This is a genomic window from Streptomyces sp. NBC_00239, from assembly GCF_036194065.1.
Taxonomy (GTDB): domain Bacteria; phylum Actinomycetota; class Actinomycetes; order Streptomycetales; family Streptomycetaceae; genus Streptomyces.
In genome coordinates this window covers 4021438-4037761 of sequence record NZ_CP108095.1, presented here as the reverse complement: position 1 = coordinate 4037761, position 16324 = coordinate 4021438, and the positions used below count along the sequence as shown (strand labels likewise).

The 16324-nt window shown below is 69.2% G+C and carries 18 protein-coding genes and 1 tRNA gene; 11 read left to right on the top strand and 8 right to left on the bottom strand.

Going from position 1 to position 16324, the window contains the following annotated elements:
- The first annotated feature begins 58 nt into the window (after positions 1–58).
- From OG764_RS17750 to OG764_RS17725, 6 genes are all read left to right on the top strand, one after another.
- Positions 59–286, top strand: a complete 228-nt coding sequence (locus OG764_RS17750; RefSeq protein ID WP_037929703.1) for a hypothetical protein — start codon at positions 59–61, stop codon at positions 284–286.
- Positions 287–487: 201 nt separating this feature from the next.
- The gene (locus OG764_RS17745) at positions 488–619 is read left to right on the top strand and encodes a hypothetical protein (RefSeq protein WP_258054030.1); all 132 of its coding nucleotides are present in this window, start codon (positions 488–490) and stop codon (positions 617–619) included.
- Positions 620–638: 19 nt separating this feature from the next.
- The gene (locus OG764_RS17740) at positions 639–1823 is read left to right on the top strand and encodes a cupin domain-containing protein (RefSeq protein ID WP_328969399.1); all 1185 of its coding nucleotides are present in this window, start codon (positions 639–641) and stop codon (positions 1821–1823) included.
- A 29-nt stretch (positions 1824–1852) separates the two neighbouring features.
- Positions 1853–2713, top strand: a complete 861-nt coding sequence (locus tag OG764_RS17735; RefSeq protein ID WP_328969398.1) for an aldo/keto reductase — start codon at positions 1853–1855, stop codon at positions 2711–2713.
- A complete protein-coding gene (locus tag OG764_RS17730) occupies positions 2694–3524 on the top strand; it encodes a hypothetical protein (RefSeq protein ID WP_328969397.1) in 831 nt (276 codons plus the stop codon). The genes OG764_RS17735 and OG764_RS17730 overlap by 20 nt, the downstream gene beginning before the upstream one ends.
- Before the next feature lie 28 nt (positions 3525–3552).
- Positions 3553–3990 (top strand): NUDIX hydrolase, encoded by a 438-nt coding sequence (locus tag OG764_RS17725; protein ID WP_328969396.1) that lies wholly within the window; start codon positions 3553–3555, stop codon positions 3988–3990.
- Between the two features lie 114 nt (positions 3991–4104).
- Here the strand turns inward: OG764_RS17725 and OG764_RS17720 are convergent, their stop codons facing one another.
- The 6 genes from OG764_RS17720 to OG764_RS17695 all read right to left on the bottom strand — a co-directional run bounded on the left by OG764_RS17720 (position 4105) and on the right by OG764_RS17695 (position 11045).
- A complete protein-coding gene (locus OG764_RS17720) occupies positions 4105–5274 on the bottom strand; it encodes a helix-turn-helix domain-containing protein (protein ID WP_328969395.1) in 1170 nt (389 codons plus the stop codon).
- The gene (locus OG764_RS17715) at positions 5261–5965 is read right to left on the bottom strand and encodes a hypothetical protein (RefSeq protein WP_328969394.1); all 705 of its coding nucleotides are present in this window, start codon (positions 5963–5965) and stop codon (positions 5261–5263) included. Before OG764_RS17715 ends, OG764_RS17720 begins: the two co-directional genes overlap by 14 nt.
- A gap of 308 nt (positions 5966–6273) precedes the next feature.
- A complete protein-coding gene (locus OG764_RS17710; RefSeq protein ID WP_328969393.1) occupies positions 6274–7929 on the bottom strand; it encodes a relaxase/mobilization nuclease domain-containing protein in 1656 nt (551 codons plus the stop codon).
- A complete protein-coding gene (gene mobC, locus OG764_RS17705) occupies positions 7930–8460 on the bottom strand; it encodes a plasmid mobilization relaxosome protein MobC (protein ID WP_328969392.1) in 531 nt (176 codons plus the stop codon).
- Between the two features lie 253 nt (positions 8461–8713).
- Entirely contained in the window at positions 8714–9463 is a 750-nt protein-coding gene (locus tag OG764_RS17700; RefSeq protein ID WP_328969391.1) for a DUF2637 domain-containing protein, read from the bottom strand.
- Between the two features lie 445 nt (positions 9464–9908).
- Positions 9909–11045, bottom strand: a complete 1137-nt coding sequence (locus tag OG764_RS17695; RefSeq protein WP_328973051.1) for a DUF3631 domain-containing protein — start codon at positions 11043–11045, stop codon at positions 9909–9911.
- A 369-nt stretch (positions 11046–11414) separates the two neighbouring features.
- Here OG764_RS17695 and OG764_RS17690 point away from each other — a divergent pair, with 369 nt between their 5' ends.
- The 3 genes from OG764_RS17690 to OG764_RS17680 all read left to right on the top strand — a co-directional run bounded on the left by OG764_RS17690 (position 11415) and on the right by OG764_RS17680 (position 13349).
- Entirely contained in the window at positions 11415–11699 is a 285-nt protein-coding gene (locus OG764_RS17690; protein ID WP_328969390.1) for a helix-turn-helix domain-containing protein, read from the top strand.
- A 211-nt stretch (positions 11700–11910) separates the two neighbouring features.
- Entirely contained in the window at positions 11911–12138 is a 228-nt protein-coding gene (locus tag OG764_RS17685) for an excisionase family DNA-binding protein (RefSeq protein ID WP_328969389.1), read from the top strand.
- Complete coding sequence (locus tag OG764_RS17680; RefSeq protein WP_328969388.1) at positions 12138–13349, top strand: tyrosine-type recombinase/integrase; 1212 nt, start codon at positions 12138–12140, stop codon at positions 13347–13349. Before OG764_RS17685 ends, OG764_RS17680 begins: the two co-directional genes overlap by 1 nt.
- Positions 13350–13509: 160 nt before the next feature.
- On the opposite strand, the gene OG764_RS17675 is transcribed toward OG764_RS17680, so the two are convergent.
- Positions 13510–13580 (bottom strand) — tRNA-Gly (locus OG764_RS17675).
- Between the two features lie 549 nt (positions 13581–14129).
- Here OG764_RS17675 and dcd point away from each other — a divergent pair.
- Positions 14130–14717: a dCTP deaminase gene (dcd, locus tag OG764_RS17670; protein WP_328969387.1), complete on the top strand. Its 588-nt coding sequence runs from the start codon at positions 14130–14132 to the stop codon at positions 14715–14717.
- Positions 14714–15211, top strand: a complete 498-nt coding sequence (locus OG764_RS17665; protein WP_328969386.1) for a phosphoribosyltransferase — start codon at positions 14714–14716, stop codon at positions 15209–15211. Before dcd ends, OG764_RS17665 begins: the two co-directional genes overlap by 4 nt.
- A 75-nt stretch (positions 15212–15286) precedes the next feature.
- Here OG764_RS17665 and OG764_RS17660 read toward each other — a convergent pair whose 3' ends face one another.
- Positions 15287–16228: a Yip1 family protein gene (locus tag OG764_RS17660; protein WP_328969385.1), complete on the bottom strand. Its 942-nt coding sequence runs from the start codon at positions 16226–16228 to the stop codon at positions 15287–15289.
- Positions 16229–16324: the final 96 nt, after the last annotated feature.

The following is a 16324-nucleotide window of genomic DNA, read 5'->3' as shown; positions in this document are numbered from 1 at the left end:
CCTGCGGCCCGCTGCGTCCCCCGGAGCGAAGAGCCAGCCCGAGCCCAAGGAGAGAGCCGTGGCCCCTCAGATCCGTCCGCGCCAGCGTCAGACCGTGCCCGGCTGGGTCAGCGAAGGAACGCCGGTCTTCGACCCGCTGGAAAACCGGCGGGGCATCGTCCAGTTCATCGGCGAGTACGAAGACCCGGCCACCCGTGTCTCTTACGCGAACGCGGTCTTCGCCCGGCCCGAAGGCGGCGGCTCGGAGTGGATCGTCAAGGACCCCTCCAGCCTGGAGCGGGGCTGAACCGCAGGGCCCTGCGGGGATGGCGCCAGCAGCTCGCAGTCCTGCTCTACATCGCAGCCACCTGCGTCCTGGTGGTCACTCTCGCCCTCGCCGGCGATACGGGGCGCTGACCCCACAGGTGCACGCGCAGCACCATCCCCACCCCCAGATTTCCCGCAGGAACCCCTGCGGGCCACATCAAGGATCAGGAAGGAGTACGGGATGAACGAGAACGCTCCCACCGAGCAGGCCAGCGGTCTGCTGATCGGTGTCCGCCGGATCAACGCGGCGCGGTCGCGCGCCGAAGAGGCTTCGGACAACACCGGTGGCAAGTCGGACATGAACGACACCTGATCGACCGAGGAGACCCACGGTGATTGATTCCGCATCGTGGGCGCAGCGTCTGGGCGGGGACACGTTCCTCGCCCAGACGTGTTTCCGCGCCCACGCAGTGATCCGTTCAGCCGGCACCACGGTCCCTGATCTCCTGACCTGGGACGACATCAACGAGATCGTCGCCGCGCACCGGCTGGAGCCGCCCCGCATGAGACTCTCCCGCGCGGGGGAGGCCGTCCCCGCGACGGCGTACTCCGTCCTGCGCACGAACCGGCGCGGGGTGTCCTGGTACCAGCCGCAGCCGACGGAGTTCCACGCGCGCCTGGCCGAGGGCGCGTCCCTCGTCATCGACGCGATCGACCAGATCCACCCGCCCGTCCGGGCAGCCGCCGCTGGCCTCGAACGGTTCTTCCGGACCCCCGTCCAGGCCAACGCGTACGCCTCCTGGACGTCCGAAGAGGGCTTCGGTACCCACTGGGACGATCACGACGTCGTGGTCCTCCAACTTGAAGGCTCCAAGCGGTGGAAGATCTACGGACCCACCCGGCAGGCACCAGCCTGGCGCGACGTCGAAGCCCCCGAGGCCCCGACGGGCGAGCCGATCGCGGACATCGTCCTGACGCCCGGCGACCTGCTCTATCTGCCGCGCGGTTGGTGGCACGCGGTGAGCGCCGACCAGGGCACCGCATCGCTCCACCTCACCTTCGGGCTGGCCACGCAGACCGGCGCGGAGTTCCTCGGATGGCTGTGCGACGACCTCCGGACCAGCGCAACCGTCCGCTCCGACGTCCCTCGCTTCAGCACCCCCGAAGAGCGGACGGACTACCTGGGTGCCGTACGCAAGGAGGTGCTGGCCGCTCTGGAGGACCCGGCGGTTCTGGACCGGTGGGAGAAGTCGCTGGCCACCACACACCCGGGGCACCCGCGCCTTTCCCTGCCGCACCTGACGACGGTTTCGCCCGAGCCCGGGATCACCGTCCAGGTCACCGTGCCCCGCGCCCGGGTGGACCAGGACGCCGAGACGGTGACCTTCTCCGGCGCCGGGCGCGAGTGGACCTTCGCACTGCCCGCCGCACCGCTGCTGCACCGCCTGGCCGGCGGGCAGCCTGTCACGCTCGGGGACCTCGCCGCCGCATCCGGTCTCACCGTTGCCCAGAGCGCCGAGGTCGTCTCGGCCCTGGTCGGTGGACAGGCCGCCGCAGTGATCGGGGCGCCCAGGTGACCGCCGCCCTCGGGCTCGGGACGTATCGGGTGCGCGCTGTCGAGGAGCCGGCGCGCACCGCGTGCTCCGACGGGCTGGTCTGGCTGGACACGGCACCCAACTACGCCACGGCCCACCGGACACTTGGCCCGGTCATTGCCGACCACCCCCGCGTGATGGTCGCGACGAAGACCGGGTTCTTCACCCGGCAGGAAGGCGAGGCCGCGGTGGCGGCCGGAGTCCTTACGCCCGAGGAAGCCGCCGTCGGCCACAGCCTCCACCCCGGCTTCGCACGCTGGCAGACCGATCGCTCCCTCGCGGCCCTGGGCCGCGCCGACATCGTGTTCGTGCACAACCCCGAGCACGCTGACCAGGACCGTGCGGTGCTGCACGCGCGGCTGCGCGGTGCGTTCTCCGTGCTGGAGGAGTACGCCACCGCAGGCCGCATCGCCGGATACGGAGTGGCCACCTGGTCCGGCTTCCAGCACGAGGCATTCACTGTCCCCGAACTCCTCGCCCTGGCCAAGGAAGCCGCCGGATCGGGTGAACACCACCTCGGCGCCATCCAGCAGCCGGTCAGTCTCGTCATGGTCCGCCCGATCGCGCTCGCCCTCGGCGGGCGGGGCCCGCTCGTCCAGGCTCGCGCCGCCGGCCTGCTGACCTTCGGCTCCTCTCCCCTGCACGGCGGCGAACTCCTCGACTTGGCCACACCCGAACTCGCCGAGTTCATCCGACCCGGCACCAGCACGGCCGCCGCCTGCCTCCTGGCTGCGGCGTCCTGCCCGAGCCTGGACGTGGTACTGCTGTCCGCCAGTACGCCGCAGCACTGGAAGGCCGCCAAGGAGGCCATCGCCTCCCCCCTCGAACCGGACCAGCTCAGGAGGGTCACCGATGTACTCGCCCAAGGATGAGACCACCAGGGCCCGCATGGAGGACGCCCTTGCCACCGCCTCCTCGCATCTGGCGACCGCTCCGACGGGTCCGCTGTCCTGGGGATGGCTCGGTCGGACCATCGGCTCACGCACCGAGAACGGCCACTGGCTCCGCGTCCACTGCGGTGAAGCTGCCAAGACCCCCACCACCCGGAACGAGGGCATCGCGCTCGCCGAGGAACGGGTCTCGGACAAGGTGTCCCGACCCCACCTCCACGACCTGTACCGATGGCAGGGTGGGGAGTACGTCTTCGAGGCCGAGCTGATCGACTACGTCGCCCAGCCCGTCATCTCCCCGGAAACCCCCGACCTTACGGAGGACCCAGGTCTCCCAGACTCCTGGTGGGCGACGCTGCGGGAGAGCCTGGACGCCCTCAGCGCTGCCGAGCCGCCCCGCGAGACCATCCGCCAGTCCTGGGCGGACCGCGTGTTCCCCGAATTCCTCGGCATCCCCGCGCCGACCATCACCGAGCGCGTCACCGGCCACGCCGATCTCCAGTGGGCCAACCTCACCCACTACCCCCTCGTCATCCTCGACTGGGAACGCTGGGGCGCCGTCCCCGTCGGCTACGACCCGGCCATGCTTTACGTCAACAGCCTCCGGGTCCCCGCCGTCGCCGCACGCATCCGCATCGAATTCGCCGACGTCCTGGACACTCCCGCCGGCCGGATCGGCGAACAGATCGCCCTCGCCGAAATGCTCCAGGCCGTCGGCCGCGGTTGGTACAGGGAGCTGGCTCCACTGTTGCGCCAGCGCGCGGGGGAAGTGACGGGCGTCCTTCCTCGCTGAGCGTCAACAACGAAGGAGACAGACCAACATGATCGAACGAGTCCGAGCCGTCCTCGTCACCGCGGACGACACGATGCTGGTCATCCGCCGCACCAAGCCCGGAACCCCCGTGTACTGGGTGCTGCCCGGTGGAGGGGTCGAGGAGAGCGACGAGTCCCGGGAGGCCGCCCTCCACCGGGAGATCCACGAGGAGATCGCGGGGAAGGCCGACATCGTCCGACTCCTGCACACCATGGAGTCCGACACCGACCGTCAGCTCTTCTACCTCGCCCGCATCGCGACATGGTCCTTCGAAGACCGCACCGGCCCCGAGTTCAGCGCCGAGGGGCGCGGCGAATACGCCCTGGAGGAGATCCCGCTGACCGTGGAGGGGGTCGACAGCATTGACCTCATGCCTGAGGAGATCGCTCACGTCCTGCGGGGTGCCATCAGCTCCGGAAGCCTCGGGGGCGAGGCAACGCGCTGAGCCCTCGACACGTCAACGCATCGCTGGGGCCGGCACTGAGATGAGCCGGCCCTGGCGGCATTGCACATGCGGTGCTCGGCCTCGCCCGCGGCTTCTGAGGCCGAGCAGCGACCGCTACTGGACCAGCCGGAGCACCGGCCTCTGTTCCTGGACGCCCAGCAGGTCCTGCACCCTCTTGCTAGTCCAGGCCAGTTCATGAGCCAGTTGGGCGACGGAAAGTCCCGCTTCCTTCGCAGCCAGGTCGAAGGCCTGTCCGAGCAGCGAAGGTTGTTCACCCGGGAAGCTCGATACCGATTCCGCGGTGAACCCCGGCTGACCGTCGAGAGCGCGTAGGCGCTGGTAGGTCCTGCTGGCCGTGGCGTCGGAGATCAGTCCCAGCTCGCGGCAGCGGTAGACGAGCGAGTGGAGGGAGACTCCCCAGACCTCTCTGAGCTCGGCCAGCCGTGCAAAATCCATTCGCCGTGGCAGGAGCGGCAGGATGCTGTCCTGAGGGGTCAGGAACTCGGCCGCGAAGGCGTCGGCCTCCTTTTCCTGGCGACTGTCACCGGTGGCATCGCCGTGAAGCACCAGGTGGCCCAGTTCATGCGCGGCGGTGAACCGGTGCCGGTAGATGTCGTCTGCCCGGTTGGCCGTTAGTACGACGAGTGGGCGCGCGGCCCGGGTGGAGAAGGCGTCCACGCTCGCCGCGGAAGGATCGCTAGCAGGCGGCATGACCACCACGATCCCGTGGGATTCCATCCGCCGCACGAGGTGCGTGACAGGGCCGTCACCGAGGCCCCAGCGCCTGCGCAGCTCGCGGGCGGCGGACGCGGGGTCGGTGGACAGCTCTTCACCGGGGTGGACCTCCCCGCCGGCGAAACCGGGCAGATCGACGAGAGGCAACTGGATCCGCTGTTCCAGCGCGTACGTGAGCTCCCAGACCTGCTCGGCGAAGGCGAGCGCTCGCTCTCGCTGGGACTTCGGCGTGCTGCGCAGGCTTCGGAAGTGCGCCATGGACGCGTCGAGCCGATTGGCCGGTCGTCCCAGCAGGAAGAACGTCACCGGAACCCCGAGGATCTCGGCGAGACGGGGAACCAAGTCAGGTCGTGGCTTCGACACACCCGTCTCGTACTGACCCACCGCGGCAGGCGTTACCCCGAGCTGTACCGCCACGTCCTTCTTCGTCATCTCCGCCAACCGACGGGCTTGCGTCAGCCGGGTGGGATCGAAGCCGTCGGAGATGGCACGCGGCGTGGCGCCTCGTTCTTCCGTACCGGGAATCAGGTCTTGCTTAGTGAGTCGCATCGTCTTCGCTGGTCTGGTCCTCGACGGGTTCTGCCTCGGTCTGAGCGGGCACCTGCAGGGCCCGGTCCGAGGCGGTACGAGAGGACAGCGTAAGGGTGGGTTCGGTTCCGTCGGCGAAGCTGGTGTGCGCCGTGGCCTGGCTCGGAATGCTGATCGGCTGCGGAGTGTACGAAGTGACCGACTGCGGCAGGTGGAGCGCTTCAGGATCGGTGGCCCACTCCAGCTGCCGGTTCACTCCGAGCGCCGCGATGCCCCAGTACGCCTCGAGGAGCTCGGAGGCGTTGCACGCGAAGGGCACCAGGATCAGCTGGGTGCCCTGAGGGACGGTTGCCAGAGCGCCGCGCGGTTCGGCGGTCGAGACGGTCGGCCCGAAGTCGAGGTCGAACGGGTCCTGAGCATGCTTCGGAGCCGGGGCGAAGGTGAAGAGCTCCTGTACCAGCCGGGACTGGCTAGGGATGCGTGCGCTGCGTACGTCCGACTTGGTCTTGGAGTACCGGAACGGATAGAGCAGTCCGTTGCCGATGAGCATCAGTTCGAAGGGGAAGCCGAAGGGCTGGACCGCGCGGGCACCGGGCAGCTCTTTGAGCTCGTCCTGCAACCGCTCGTACTGGTTCTGCCACCTGGTGGTGCCGAAGGTGTTGTAGGTGCGGGACGCGGCTTGGTCCTGTGCGGCCTGGGCGTTGGCCTGCATGTTGCGAAGACCCTGCCCGACGCCGAGACGGACAGCGGCTGCTTGCTTCCCAAACACGTCAGTCGCCCACGACGACGAAGGCATACTCATGCGGACGACTCCTAGGGTCGGACTACGCATCGAAGCATTCCAGTGCGGCTCTGACTTTAGTTGATGTCGCAGATTTTGCACAACTGCTTCAGAGCTCGGCGTGTTCGCAGCGCTCCAGCCTCTCGGGAACATCCTCTTCTGCTGCTACAGCGCCCTACGGGGCCAACGCCGTGATGCGTTGGCCCCGTAGGGCTCTTCCCTGCGGCGAGGTGTTGGGCTCAGCGAATACGGCGCTGCTGGGTGCGTTCGGCTGACCTGACTGGGGGAGGAGCAGCTATCGACTGCCTTGGGGCGGGTTGCGGTGGCAGGTCGGCGAGGCGGCGCAGGCGCCAGACGAGGACGTCGCTGATGGAGGTGGCGGTGTCGAGTTCCCTTCGGGTAGCGGCCTCGGTGAGGAGGGCGGCTGGGTCGTGGCCGGCAGCCTGGGTGTCGGCGAGGGAGGCTGCGAGGGCGGGCCAGGTGGGCTCGGTCAGGATCTGCTCGGCCAGTTCAGGCAGCGCGTGGCGGAGGATGGCCATCTGCCGCTGCTGAACCCGTACGGCCAGGCGTCGGCCCCGCTGGGCGAGCAGGGCGGTGGGCTGGGATGAGGCTTGCTGGTAGGCGGCGTACAGGTGCTCTGCCGTCTGGCGGGCGGCTTCGGCTTGCTGGTCGTGCTGGCGGACCTGGTGCCAGTGCCGGGCCGCGATGGCCGCGAGGCAGATCACGTCGAGCATGATCGCCAGGGCGGCTGCGTCCTTCGGGGCGGGTTCCCGCACGATCGCCTTGACCGCCCGCCGGGTGGCCTGTGCCTGTTCGTGGCGGGCTCGGATGCGGGATCGGTTGGCGCGCTCGAACGCGGCTGCTGCCTGGAGGAGCTGCGGCTGTAGGTCGACGGGTGCGATCAACGGGAGGGCGTCGAGGGTTTCGGCGAGGACCGCGATGTGTGCCTGCGCTACGCCTTCTTCGCTGCGGTCGAGGAGGTCGGGGAGGCGGTCGGTGGCGTCGGTAACCTGCTGCCACGCCGGACGGCTGTTGTCGCTCTCCGGGCTGGCCGGTGCGAACATGCTGGTGAAGCGCTCTGCGATCTTGGGGTAGGAAAGGTCCGGGGCGAGGGTAGAGCCGGAGAACCACACCGGGTGCCCGTCCTTGTTGGTGTCGCCGTCCAGGGCGACCTTGTAGCCGCGCACGTCCCCCGAAGGGAAGTGCTGGACGTCCACCAGCACCCCGGCGCCGGCTAGGACCTGGAAGAACTCCTCCGTGCTCGTGGCTGCGGAGAGCGCGGTGCGGACGGTGGTGCGCAGCCTTTCCCTGGGCGTGGTGGTGCGGCCGGTGCGGCGGGCCTTCTCCTGCTCGGCGCGTGTGGGCCGCTTGGCGGCGGTCCGGTCGCCGCGTATGACCTGGCGGAGCCCGTACTCCTTCTCGATGGCGGCGAGTTCCTTGTCTGCACGCGCGTAGTCGTTCCAGTGGCGGGGCTCGCGGAGGTCTCCGCGGACCTTGGTGGCGACGATGTGGATGTGGTCGTCGGCGTGGCGGACAGCGACCCACCGGCAGGCGTCGGGGTCGCCGGCCGGGGCGATGCCGGTGGCGTTCAGGACCCGGCGGGCGATCACCGCCCATTCGTCGTCCGTCAGGGTCCGGTCCTCGGGTGCGGCCCGGACCGAGCAGTGCCACACGTGCTTGTCGGGGGCGCGGTCGCCTGCCTGCTTGACGCGAAGGTCGAGAACCGTGGCGAGCTGGGTGCGGGTGGCGGTCTCGTCGCGGCCAGGGTCGGGGGCGAAGCCGTCGAAGGACGCCACGAGGTGGGGGTCGGTGTGTTCGTTGGCACGGCCTTCTCCGTAGAGGTAACGCAGGACACCGCGGGTGTCGGCGCCGGCCTTGCTGATCTTCGCGATCAATCAGGCCGCCCGTTTCGATGTGGCGGCCTTGTCCGCCACGATATCGACTGACGTGGCGGCGTCGCGGGCGAGGGCGAGGACCTGCCGGGCCTCCGTGAGGACGGCGGCGTCCCCAGGGTGTGGATGGTCTCCGGAGTTCAGCCGCTTGGCGATCTGGTTGACGTTGTTGCCGATCGCGGCGATCTCCGTACGCAGGGCGGCTAGCTCGTCGATCAGGTCGTCGTGGCTGGTGCGCTGGGCGGGCAGGGTGAGGTCGCCGTCGAGGTGGGCCATGACGACGGCGCCGACGTAGTGTGCACCGGCCAGGTTGAGTCGGCGGGCTTCGTCGGTGATCGCGGTGTGCTCGGCGAGGCTGTAGCGCACGTCGACGCGCTCCTTGCGCTGCACCTTCTGGCGGGCGCGACGGCGGGCGACGCGGTAAAGCGCGGCCTCGTCGGCTGCCCGTACGGCGACGGGCAGGCCGGCGTCGGCGGCACCGGCCACCTCCTCCTGCCCCGGTGCGCCCTCGCGCCGGGGTTCTGCCTCCGCCACCCCCGGGGCGGAGGCAGCGTTGGACCGGCCCTTGGACGGTCCAACGCCATACCTTGCTGCCTGGTCTGGGGCTGGGGTATGGGCGTTGTGCTCCTGGTGGACAGTGGGGTTGGGGTTGGGGTTGGGGTTGGGGTTGGGGTTGGGTCGGTCGGGCATGCCGGACCTTTCTTCGATGGTGGGGTTGCCTCAGCGAGCGGAGTGCGGGAAGGCCCCTCGGCCCACCCGCGGCGCCAGTGCGGGTGGGCAGGCCGGATCACTGGACGGCGGAGGTGTGCCCGTCCAGTTCGGCCTGGATGATGTCTTTGGCCTTCTCTGCAAGGTCCTTGTTGATGGTGAAGCCCTTGTCGCGGACGGTGTCCTCGATATGACGGCGGGAGGCGTTTCCGGCCCGGCCATGCTGAGCAGTGCGGCCGATCTCGACGGCCTGCTCCAAGGTGGCGCTGGGCTTGCTTCTCGCCAGCTTGGCCGGGGTGTCGATTTCCGCCTCTTGTTTCCGCGGGGGATCGGCCCCATCCAGGCTCGCCGCCAAGGGGGTTGGCGCAGCAGGGGCGGGTGCCGGCGCCTGGCTAGGTTCGGGCACGGGGGCGGACTTGTGGCGCGTGAAGGCTTGCGTGTCCGCGGTGTTGTGGCGGGCGGCGGGTTGGCGTTGGACGAGCAGGTAGAAGTGGACCGCGCCTGCCAGCGCGAGCGGGGCGATGGCGGAGATGGCGCCGACGGTGATGTCGTCCAGTGGGAGCCCGGTGTGGCGGGCTTGCTGGTTGAGGCGGATCGCGTGGAGCACGTTGGCCCAGATGCTGGTGACGGTGGCGAGTGCGACCAGCGTGGCCACGTAGAGGCGGGCGCGCAGGGGGCTGGCGTGCAGGACCAAGAGCGCGCCGATGCCCAGGGCGATGAAGCCGTCCACGAGGAGGGGAAAGACGTAGGTGAGGGCTGGGTGGACGTGGCTGGCGGCGGCCATCTGGCGCAGGGCGTCGTAGGACAGTGCGAAGGCACCGAGAGACATGAGGGCGACCCCGGTACGGATCGCCAGGGCCAGTCGGGGTTGCGCCGGGGATGGGGTGGGGGAGGACGAGATGGCGTGCGAGGGCAAGCGTGAAGCTCCAGGGAGGGTGGCGGGGTTCGCAGGGGTGGTGGCCGTGATGGGTGTGGACTCGTCCCACCCGTCCCCGTGCTGGTCAGGGCAGGTACGGGTTGATCACCTGATGTCGAGTCGACTCGTTGCACGGGTCGGAGACCGTGCACGGGGGCGGTAGGCGAGACGAGTGGGTACGAGTCGGTACGGGTGCCCACCGGTCCCATCACGAGGACCGGTGGGCGGGCAGGCGCGGACTTTGCCTGGGGCGGTTCGGCGAGGTCAGTGGCTGCTGATGTCGAGTCGACTCGTTGCGGCGTCTTGACCCGTCCCCGTGCTGACCTGCGCGGGGACGAGTGGGACGGGACGCGGAGGGTCAGGCGCCGGTAGCGGGTTGGGCCTCGGCTGTGGGCTTGTCTGGAGGGCAGTACCGGCTCCAGGCGTCCGCGAACTGCGTCGGGGCGAAGCCCTTGGCCTGGTTCCCGTCCGGGAAGCGGCGGTTGGCCGAGCGGATGCCGTAATCGTCGAGCAGGATCTGCAGGCCGCGCGGGGTGAGTCCCCTGGGGCTGTGCTCGGACCACGGCGCCTCCGGGTCGGCGTTGAGCAGCTCCAGCAGGCGGCCGGTCCGTAGAGCCGACGGATTGCCTTCGCCAGCGAAGATGCGGCGGATGTCCGTGAGGATGCGGATCTTAAGTCCACCGTCCCCGTCGCGTCCGGACTCGTAGTCGGTCATCACCTTGCACGCGACGCGGGATATCCGGGGCCATTTGCCGCCCGCGAGGTCGGCGACGCTGATCAACGGCTCCCACGTGTCAGCGGCGCGGTCTTCGACGGGAAGCTTGGGTTCAAGGGCCCTGGCCTCCTCGTGCAGGCCGCCCAGCCAGGCCGCGAGCCGCTCGCGAAGTTCCTGGACCACCAAGTCGTCCCGGCCGTTTCGCCAGGGAGCAACCTCCTCGCCGTCGAGGCGGCGGCGCATGCGGATGACCACTGACCGGTCCATGAGCGTGTCGGGCAGGTCCCCGATTCCGGCCAGGGCTGCCATGGCGTAGGTGGAGAACTTCTGCACCTCGTGATTGGGCCCGGACACCCGCAGGGTGGGTCGGTTGCGGCTGTGGCCCGCGTTGAGCAGGCCGCGCATCTCCTCGTTCTTCTCCGCGACCTTCGCCGACCCGAAGATCGTGTCGATCTCGTCGACCATCAGGGTGGGCGGGTTGCTTCCGTCGATCGAGCGGAAGATCGCCGCAGCTGACGCGCTGACGGTGATCAGCGGTTCGTGGACGGACTCGTGCAGGACCTCCAGTAGCCGCGACTTCCCGCATCGCTTCAAAGGTCCCACCACCGCCAGACGTGGGGCGTGCTGCCATGCCGTCTGCAAGTGGGTGGCTGCCGCCCACAAGGTGGCTGCGGTCAGGGCCTCCTCGCTCGGCATGACCACGTAGCGGCGGATCGTGGCCCGCAGCTCGTCCAGGAGTTGTTCCCCGATCGGTGCCTCGTCAGGATCCTGCGCGTCCATCGGCGGATCGTTCGGGCGGCCGGGGACGGCGACGGGCGGCCATATTTCCTTGGACGGCGTCTCAACGAGGGCAGGGGGCGTCGGCTTCAAGAGGGCGGCTCCTTTGCTGGTGGCCGCTTTGCTGGGCCACCTTGTGGAAATTGGGCAGGAAACCCGGCGAGGCCGGGGGTGTGGACAACACAGCCACACCCCATGCGAAAAAGTCCAGGGTTCACTCTGCTTTCTCTCAAAACTTATGCTCGGCACATGGTGGTGGTTCCGGAATACCGGATGAGGAATCGGGCCGCAGAGTCGGTGATGGTCGGCCCATCGCTCACAGCAGACGGGAAACTGTTCCCATATGGCTGCGGGGCAAGCTACAACACACCAATGCCTCCACGCTCACTTGAAATCGGCCCTGCCGGACGGGCCGCGGCCCGCGCCATCGAACGCACCCGCGTCGCCCTCGGCTACTCGCAGCGCCAGCTCGCCGCCCGGGTCGTCGCGCTCGGCCGGCCCATGACCTTCACCGCGCTCTCTCGCATCGAACGCACCGTGCGGCGCTGCGATATCGACGACCTGGTCGCCATAGCCGCCGCCCTCGGAACGCCGCCACAGGCACTCCTCGCCGACTGGCCCACAGACCTCCTGTCGGCTGGCGAGGCCGCAACATAGCCGACGATCCCCGGTCAGCCAAACCGGGGATTCTCCGGACCATTGGTGTTCCCGGTGCACCTTCTCGCTCCGGCCCGAGTCAGAACTCTTTCCACTTTTCGATAGGAAGCTCTTGCGTCGATCTCCGATACCCCCTGCCCGAAAAGACCTCGTTGCCATCCAGGGGATAGGTGAGGTGGGAGGGAATGCCGCGTCCAGTGAAACCCCTACCGTGAAGGGAGCCAATTCCGCCGACCGTCTGCTCACGGTCGACGAGGCCGCGGGGCGCCTTGGAACCGGTGTGCGCTTCATTCGACGCCTCATCTCCGAGCGCCGCATCGAGTACGTCAAATTGGGCAAGCACGTCCGCATAGCCGACAGCGTCCTGACCGCCTACGTGGCGGTGCGCACGGTCGCGCCCGTCCGCACCCGGCGGGTGGGCTACGGGACGGCTGCCTGATGCCTCCTGCCCGCAAACGAGTTCCCCGCCGTAGCTTCGGTGCGATCCGGAAGCTGCCCTCGGGGCGCTACCAGGCCCGCTATCCCGGAGCGACCGGCATCCTCCGTGCGGCCCCTCAGACGTACGAGACCAAGCGCGATGCCGAGGTTTTCCTCGCTCAGATCCAGGCCGACCAGTCACGCGGTGACTGGATCGACCCGACGGCCGGCGAGGTGCTGTTCGCCGAGTACGCCCGGCGCTGGATCGATGAGCGCGGCATCGCCCCGACCACCGATGAGCTGTACCGGCGGCTGCTGCGCCTCCACCTGGAGCCTGCCTTCGGCAGTCAGTACGTCAACACCATCAGCCCTGCCAAGGTGCGGACTTGGCGTGCGGAACGGCGTACGGCGACCGGTGCGACCACCACGGCGAAGTCTTACCGGCTACTGAAGGCGATCATGCAGACCGCCGTCGAGGACGAGTTGATCCGCCGGAACCCCTGCTCCATCCGCGGCGCGGGCCGCGAGGACGCCGACGAGCGGCCAGTCGCCACCATCGACCAGGTCTTCGCGCTCGCCGAAGCCATAGGTATCCGCTGGCGACTGATGGTGCTGCTGGGCGCCTTCGCCTCCATGAGGCCCGAGGAGCTGGCCGAGCTGCGCCGCGGCGACATCGACCTCGACACCGGATCCGTGCGCGTCCGACGTGCGGCTCCGGAGCTGAACACCGGACGCCGGGTGATCGGAGATCCCAAGTCCCGGGCGGGCAAGCGGGAGATCATGCTGCCCGGCTTCGTCCTCCTCGACGTACGCCGGCACCTGGACTGGTACGCCCAGCCCGGACCCGAGGGTCTGGTGTTCGTGGGGGAGAAGGGCGCCGCCCTGCGCGGCACCACCTTCGGCCGCAAGTGGCGCAAGGCCCGGGATGCCGTCGGCATGCCGAAGGAGTTCCGCTTCTACGACCTGCGCCACACCGGAAACACCCTCGCGGCGGACACCGGCGCCAAGCTGAAGGACCTCATGGTCCGCGCGGGCCAGTCGTCCGAGCGGGCCCAGCTGATCTATCAGCACTCCACCAAGGCGCACCAGCGCACGCTCGCAGACAACATCGACGCCGACGTCCGTCGCCAGCGCACGCAGCCGGACCGGCAGAAGGGCGGGACCACGGCAGCCACCGTCCACAAGCTGGTGCCACGACTTCCGGCTCCCGGTGGGGCCGCTCGGAGGAGGTGACGCTCCAGCGTGTGACGTAGGCCCCCATCGCGGGCCGTGGCAGATCAGCGATCAATCTGACGCCCCGTGAGGGGACTTATGGCACGCGAATGGCACGCGGGCTCTTAGAGGTCTAGACAACGAAGAAGGCCCAGGTCGTTGACCTGGGCCTTCTTGTAAGAGCGGATGACGGGAATCGAACCCGCGCTATAAGCTTGGGAAGCTCATGTTCTACCATTAAACTACATCCGCATTGCGGGACAGGTGACTGTGCCGCGTGCTCGGACACTGTACCTCATGATCGGCCCCCGGTGTTTTGCGCCGTGGGGTCGTGCTTGTTTTCGGGGTGGGATACGGGTGCGGGGAGCGGGAGTTGAGGCGTAGCGTGGGTGTTCGGAGCGGCGGATGGAGTGGGCTCCTGTTCATCCCCTAATGTGGCGATTCGTCGCAGCCTGGTTTGTTGGGGAAAGGGACTCGATGGAGCACACCGTCGTCCGTTGTGCCGAAGGGCACGTGTTCAGCACCGCTTCGTTTCCGTTGCAGCACCTCGGTGCCGGCCGGATCGGGCCCGGGAGGCTGCTGCGCTGTCCGCGGTGCGCGCGGCTGCGTCATGCCGTGCCCGTGGGGGCGGTGAAGCGCTAACCGGGTCGGTCTCCTCCTCCGGATCTTGCGCGTCGAGCGGGATCCGGGGGATCCGGGAGGTCCGGAGGATCCGGGTCCGGCCCGGCGTCGGGAGGTCGGCGGGCGCGCGCGGGCGGCTTCGATTGGGGGTGGCCCGCGCGCTCTGCGTATCCTCGGGACGTGCTTCTCTCAGACAAGGACATCCGGGCCGAGATCGACAGCGGACGGGTTCGCATCGACCCGTTCGAGGAATCGATGGTGCAGCCCTCCAGCATCGACGTACGTCTCGACCGGTTCTTCCGGGTGTTCGAGAACCACCGCTACGCGCACATCGACCCCGCCACCGAGCAGCCGGACCTCACCCGGCTGGTCGAGCCGGAGGGGGACGAGGCGTTCATCCTCCACCCGGGCGAGTTCGTTCTCGCCTCGACGTACGAGGTCATCTCGCTCCCCGAGGACATCGCGTCCAGACTGGAGGGGAAGTCCAGCCTGGGCCGCCTCGGTCTGGTGACGCATTCGACCGCCGGCTTCATCGACCCCGGTTTCTCCGGGCACGTGACGCTGGAGCTGTCGAACCTCGCCACCCTGCCGATCAAGCTGTGGCCGGGCATGAAGATCGGGCAGCTGTGCTTGTTCCGCCTCAGCTCGCCCGCCGAGTTCCCGTACGGGAGTGAGCGCTACGAATCGCGGTACCAGGGCCAGCGCGGCCCGACGGCGTCGCGGTCGTTCGTGAACTTCCACCGCACCCAGGTGGGAAGGCCGGAATGACCCAGGTACGCGAATCCCTGACGTACGACGGCTTCGGGCGGGCCGTCCGCGAGCTCGCGCAGACCATCGCCGACGACGGCTACGAGCCCGACATCGTGCTGAGCATCGCGCGCGGCGGCGTCTTCGTCGCCGGCGGCCTCGCCTACGCGCTGGACTGCAAGAACATCCACCTGGTCAACGTGGAGTTCTACACCGGCGTGGGCACCACGCTGGAAATGCCCGTGATGCTGGCTCCCGTCCCCGAGGCGATCGACTTCACCGACAAGAAGGTGCTGATCGCCGACGACGTCGCCGACACCGGCAAGACGCTCAAGCTGGTGCACGACTTCTGCCTCGGCCACGTCGCCGAGGTGCGGTCCGCGGTCGTCTACGAGAAGTCCCACTCGCTCGTGAAGTGCGAGTACGTGTGGAAGCGCACGGACGACTGGATCGAGTTCCCGTGGAGCGTCGAGCCGCCCGTGGTGAAGCGGGCCGGTCAGATCCTCGACGCCTGACGTCCCCGCAGCCGTACGGCGAAGGGCCCCGGTGCGCAGTGCGCGCGCCGGGGCCCTTCCGTATGCGTGTCGGGGCTACAGGGTGCCCAGCTTGATGATCGAGAGCAGGGCGACCAGCTGGATGGCGGAGGCGCCCAGGGCCTTGGGCCACGGCAGGTCGTGGGTCTTGCTGACGAGCGAGGTGAAGAGCGCCCCCGCGGCCAGCCAGGTGATCCAGCCCAACACCTGGACCAGGCCGTTCTCGCCGCCGAGGAAGATCGCGAAGATCAGGCGGGGCGCGTCCGTGACGGACATGACGAGCATGGAGAGGCCCACGGTGGGCTGCCAGGCCCCGTCGCCGCCCAGCTGGCGCGCCAGGGTGTGCGTGACGGCGCCCAGGATCAGCCCGCAGATGACGAAGGCGACACCGGCCGACAGGACGACCGGTACGGCCTTCGAGAGGGTCGCGTTGATCGCGTCCTCACGGGCCTCGTCCAGGCCGAAGACGGCCAGCAGGCCGTAGAGGAACGTCACGACGAGCGCGGGTCCCCAGACGGCGTAGTCGCGCATCTGCTGGAACGTGGGGCCCGGGCGCATCACGATGCCGCTCAGGAGCTCCTTCCAGGGCAGCCGCGGGCCCGCGGGCGCGGCGGCGGGGCCGCCTGCCCGGTACGTCGCGCCGTCGCCGTACGGGTCGTCGCCGATGGAGAACGCCCGGGTGTGCCCCGGATCGTTCGCCTGCCCGCCGAACGGGTCGTGCCCCGCCGGTCCGCCGTACGGCTGCTGCTGAGGCGGGTAGCCGCCCGGCCGTCCCTGCTGCGGGTGCTGCGGGTGCTGTTGCGGGTACGGGTCCGCGAAGTACTCCGGCTCGCCGTGCTGCCCGCCGCCGGTGGCGCCCTGCTGGGGCCACTGCTGCTGCGGGGGGTAGGGCTGCTGACCGTACGGCGGCGGCGACTGCTGCTGTCCGTACGGCTGCTGCCGCGGGGGTTGTTGGGGAGTGCGGTTGTCCCGGCCGCGTCCGATCCTGAATCCAGCCACGTGATCGAACGTACCTGGTCGGGCGGGGGTCGGTGGGCGGGCGGCGGGAACACGCGGGCTTTGCGGCTGACCTGTGACATCCCCTAGGGGAACCCC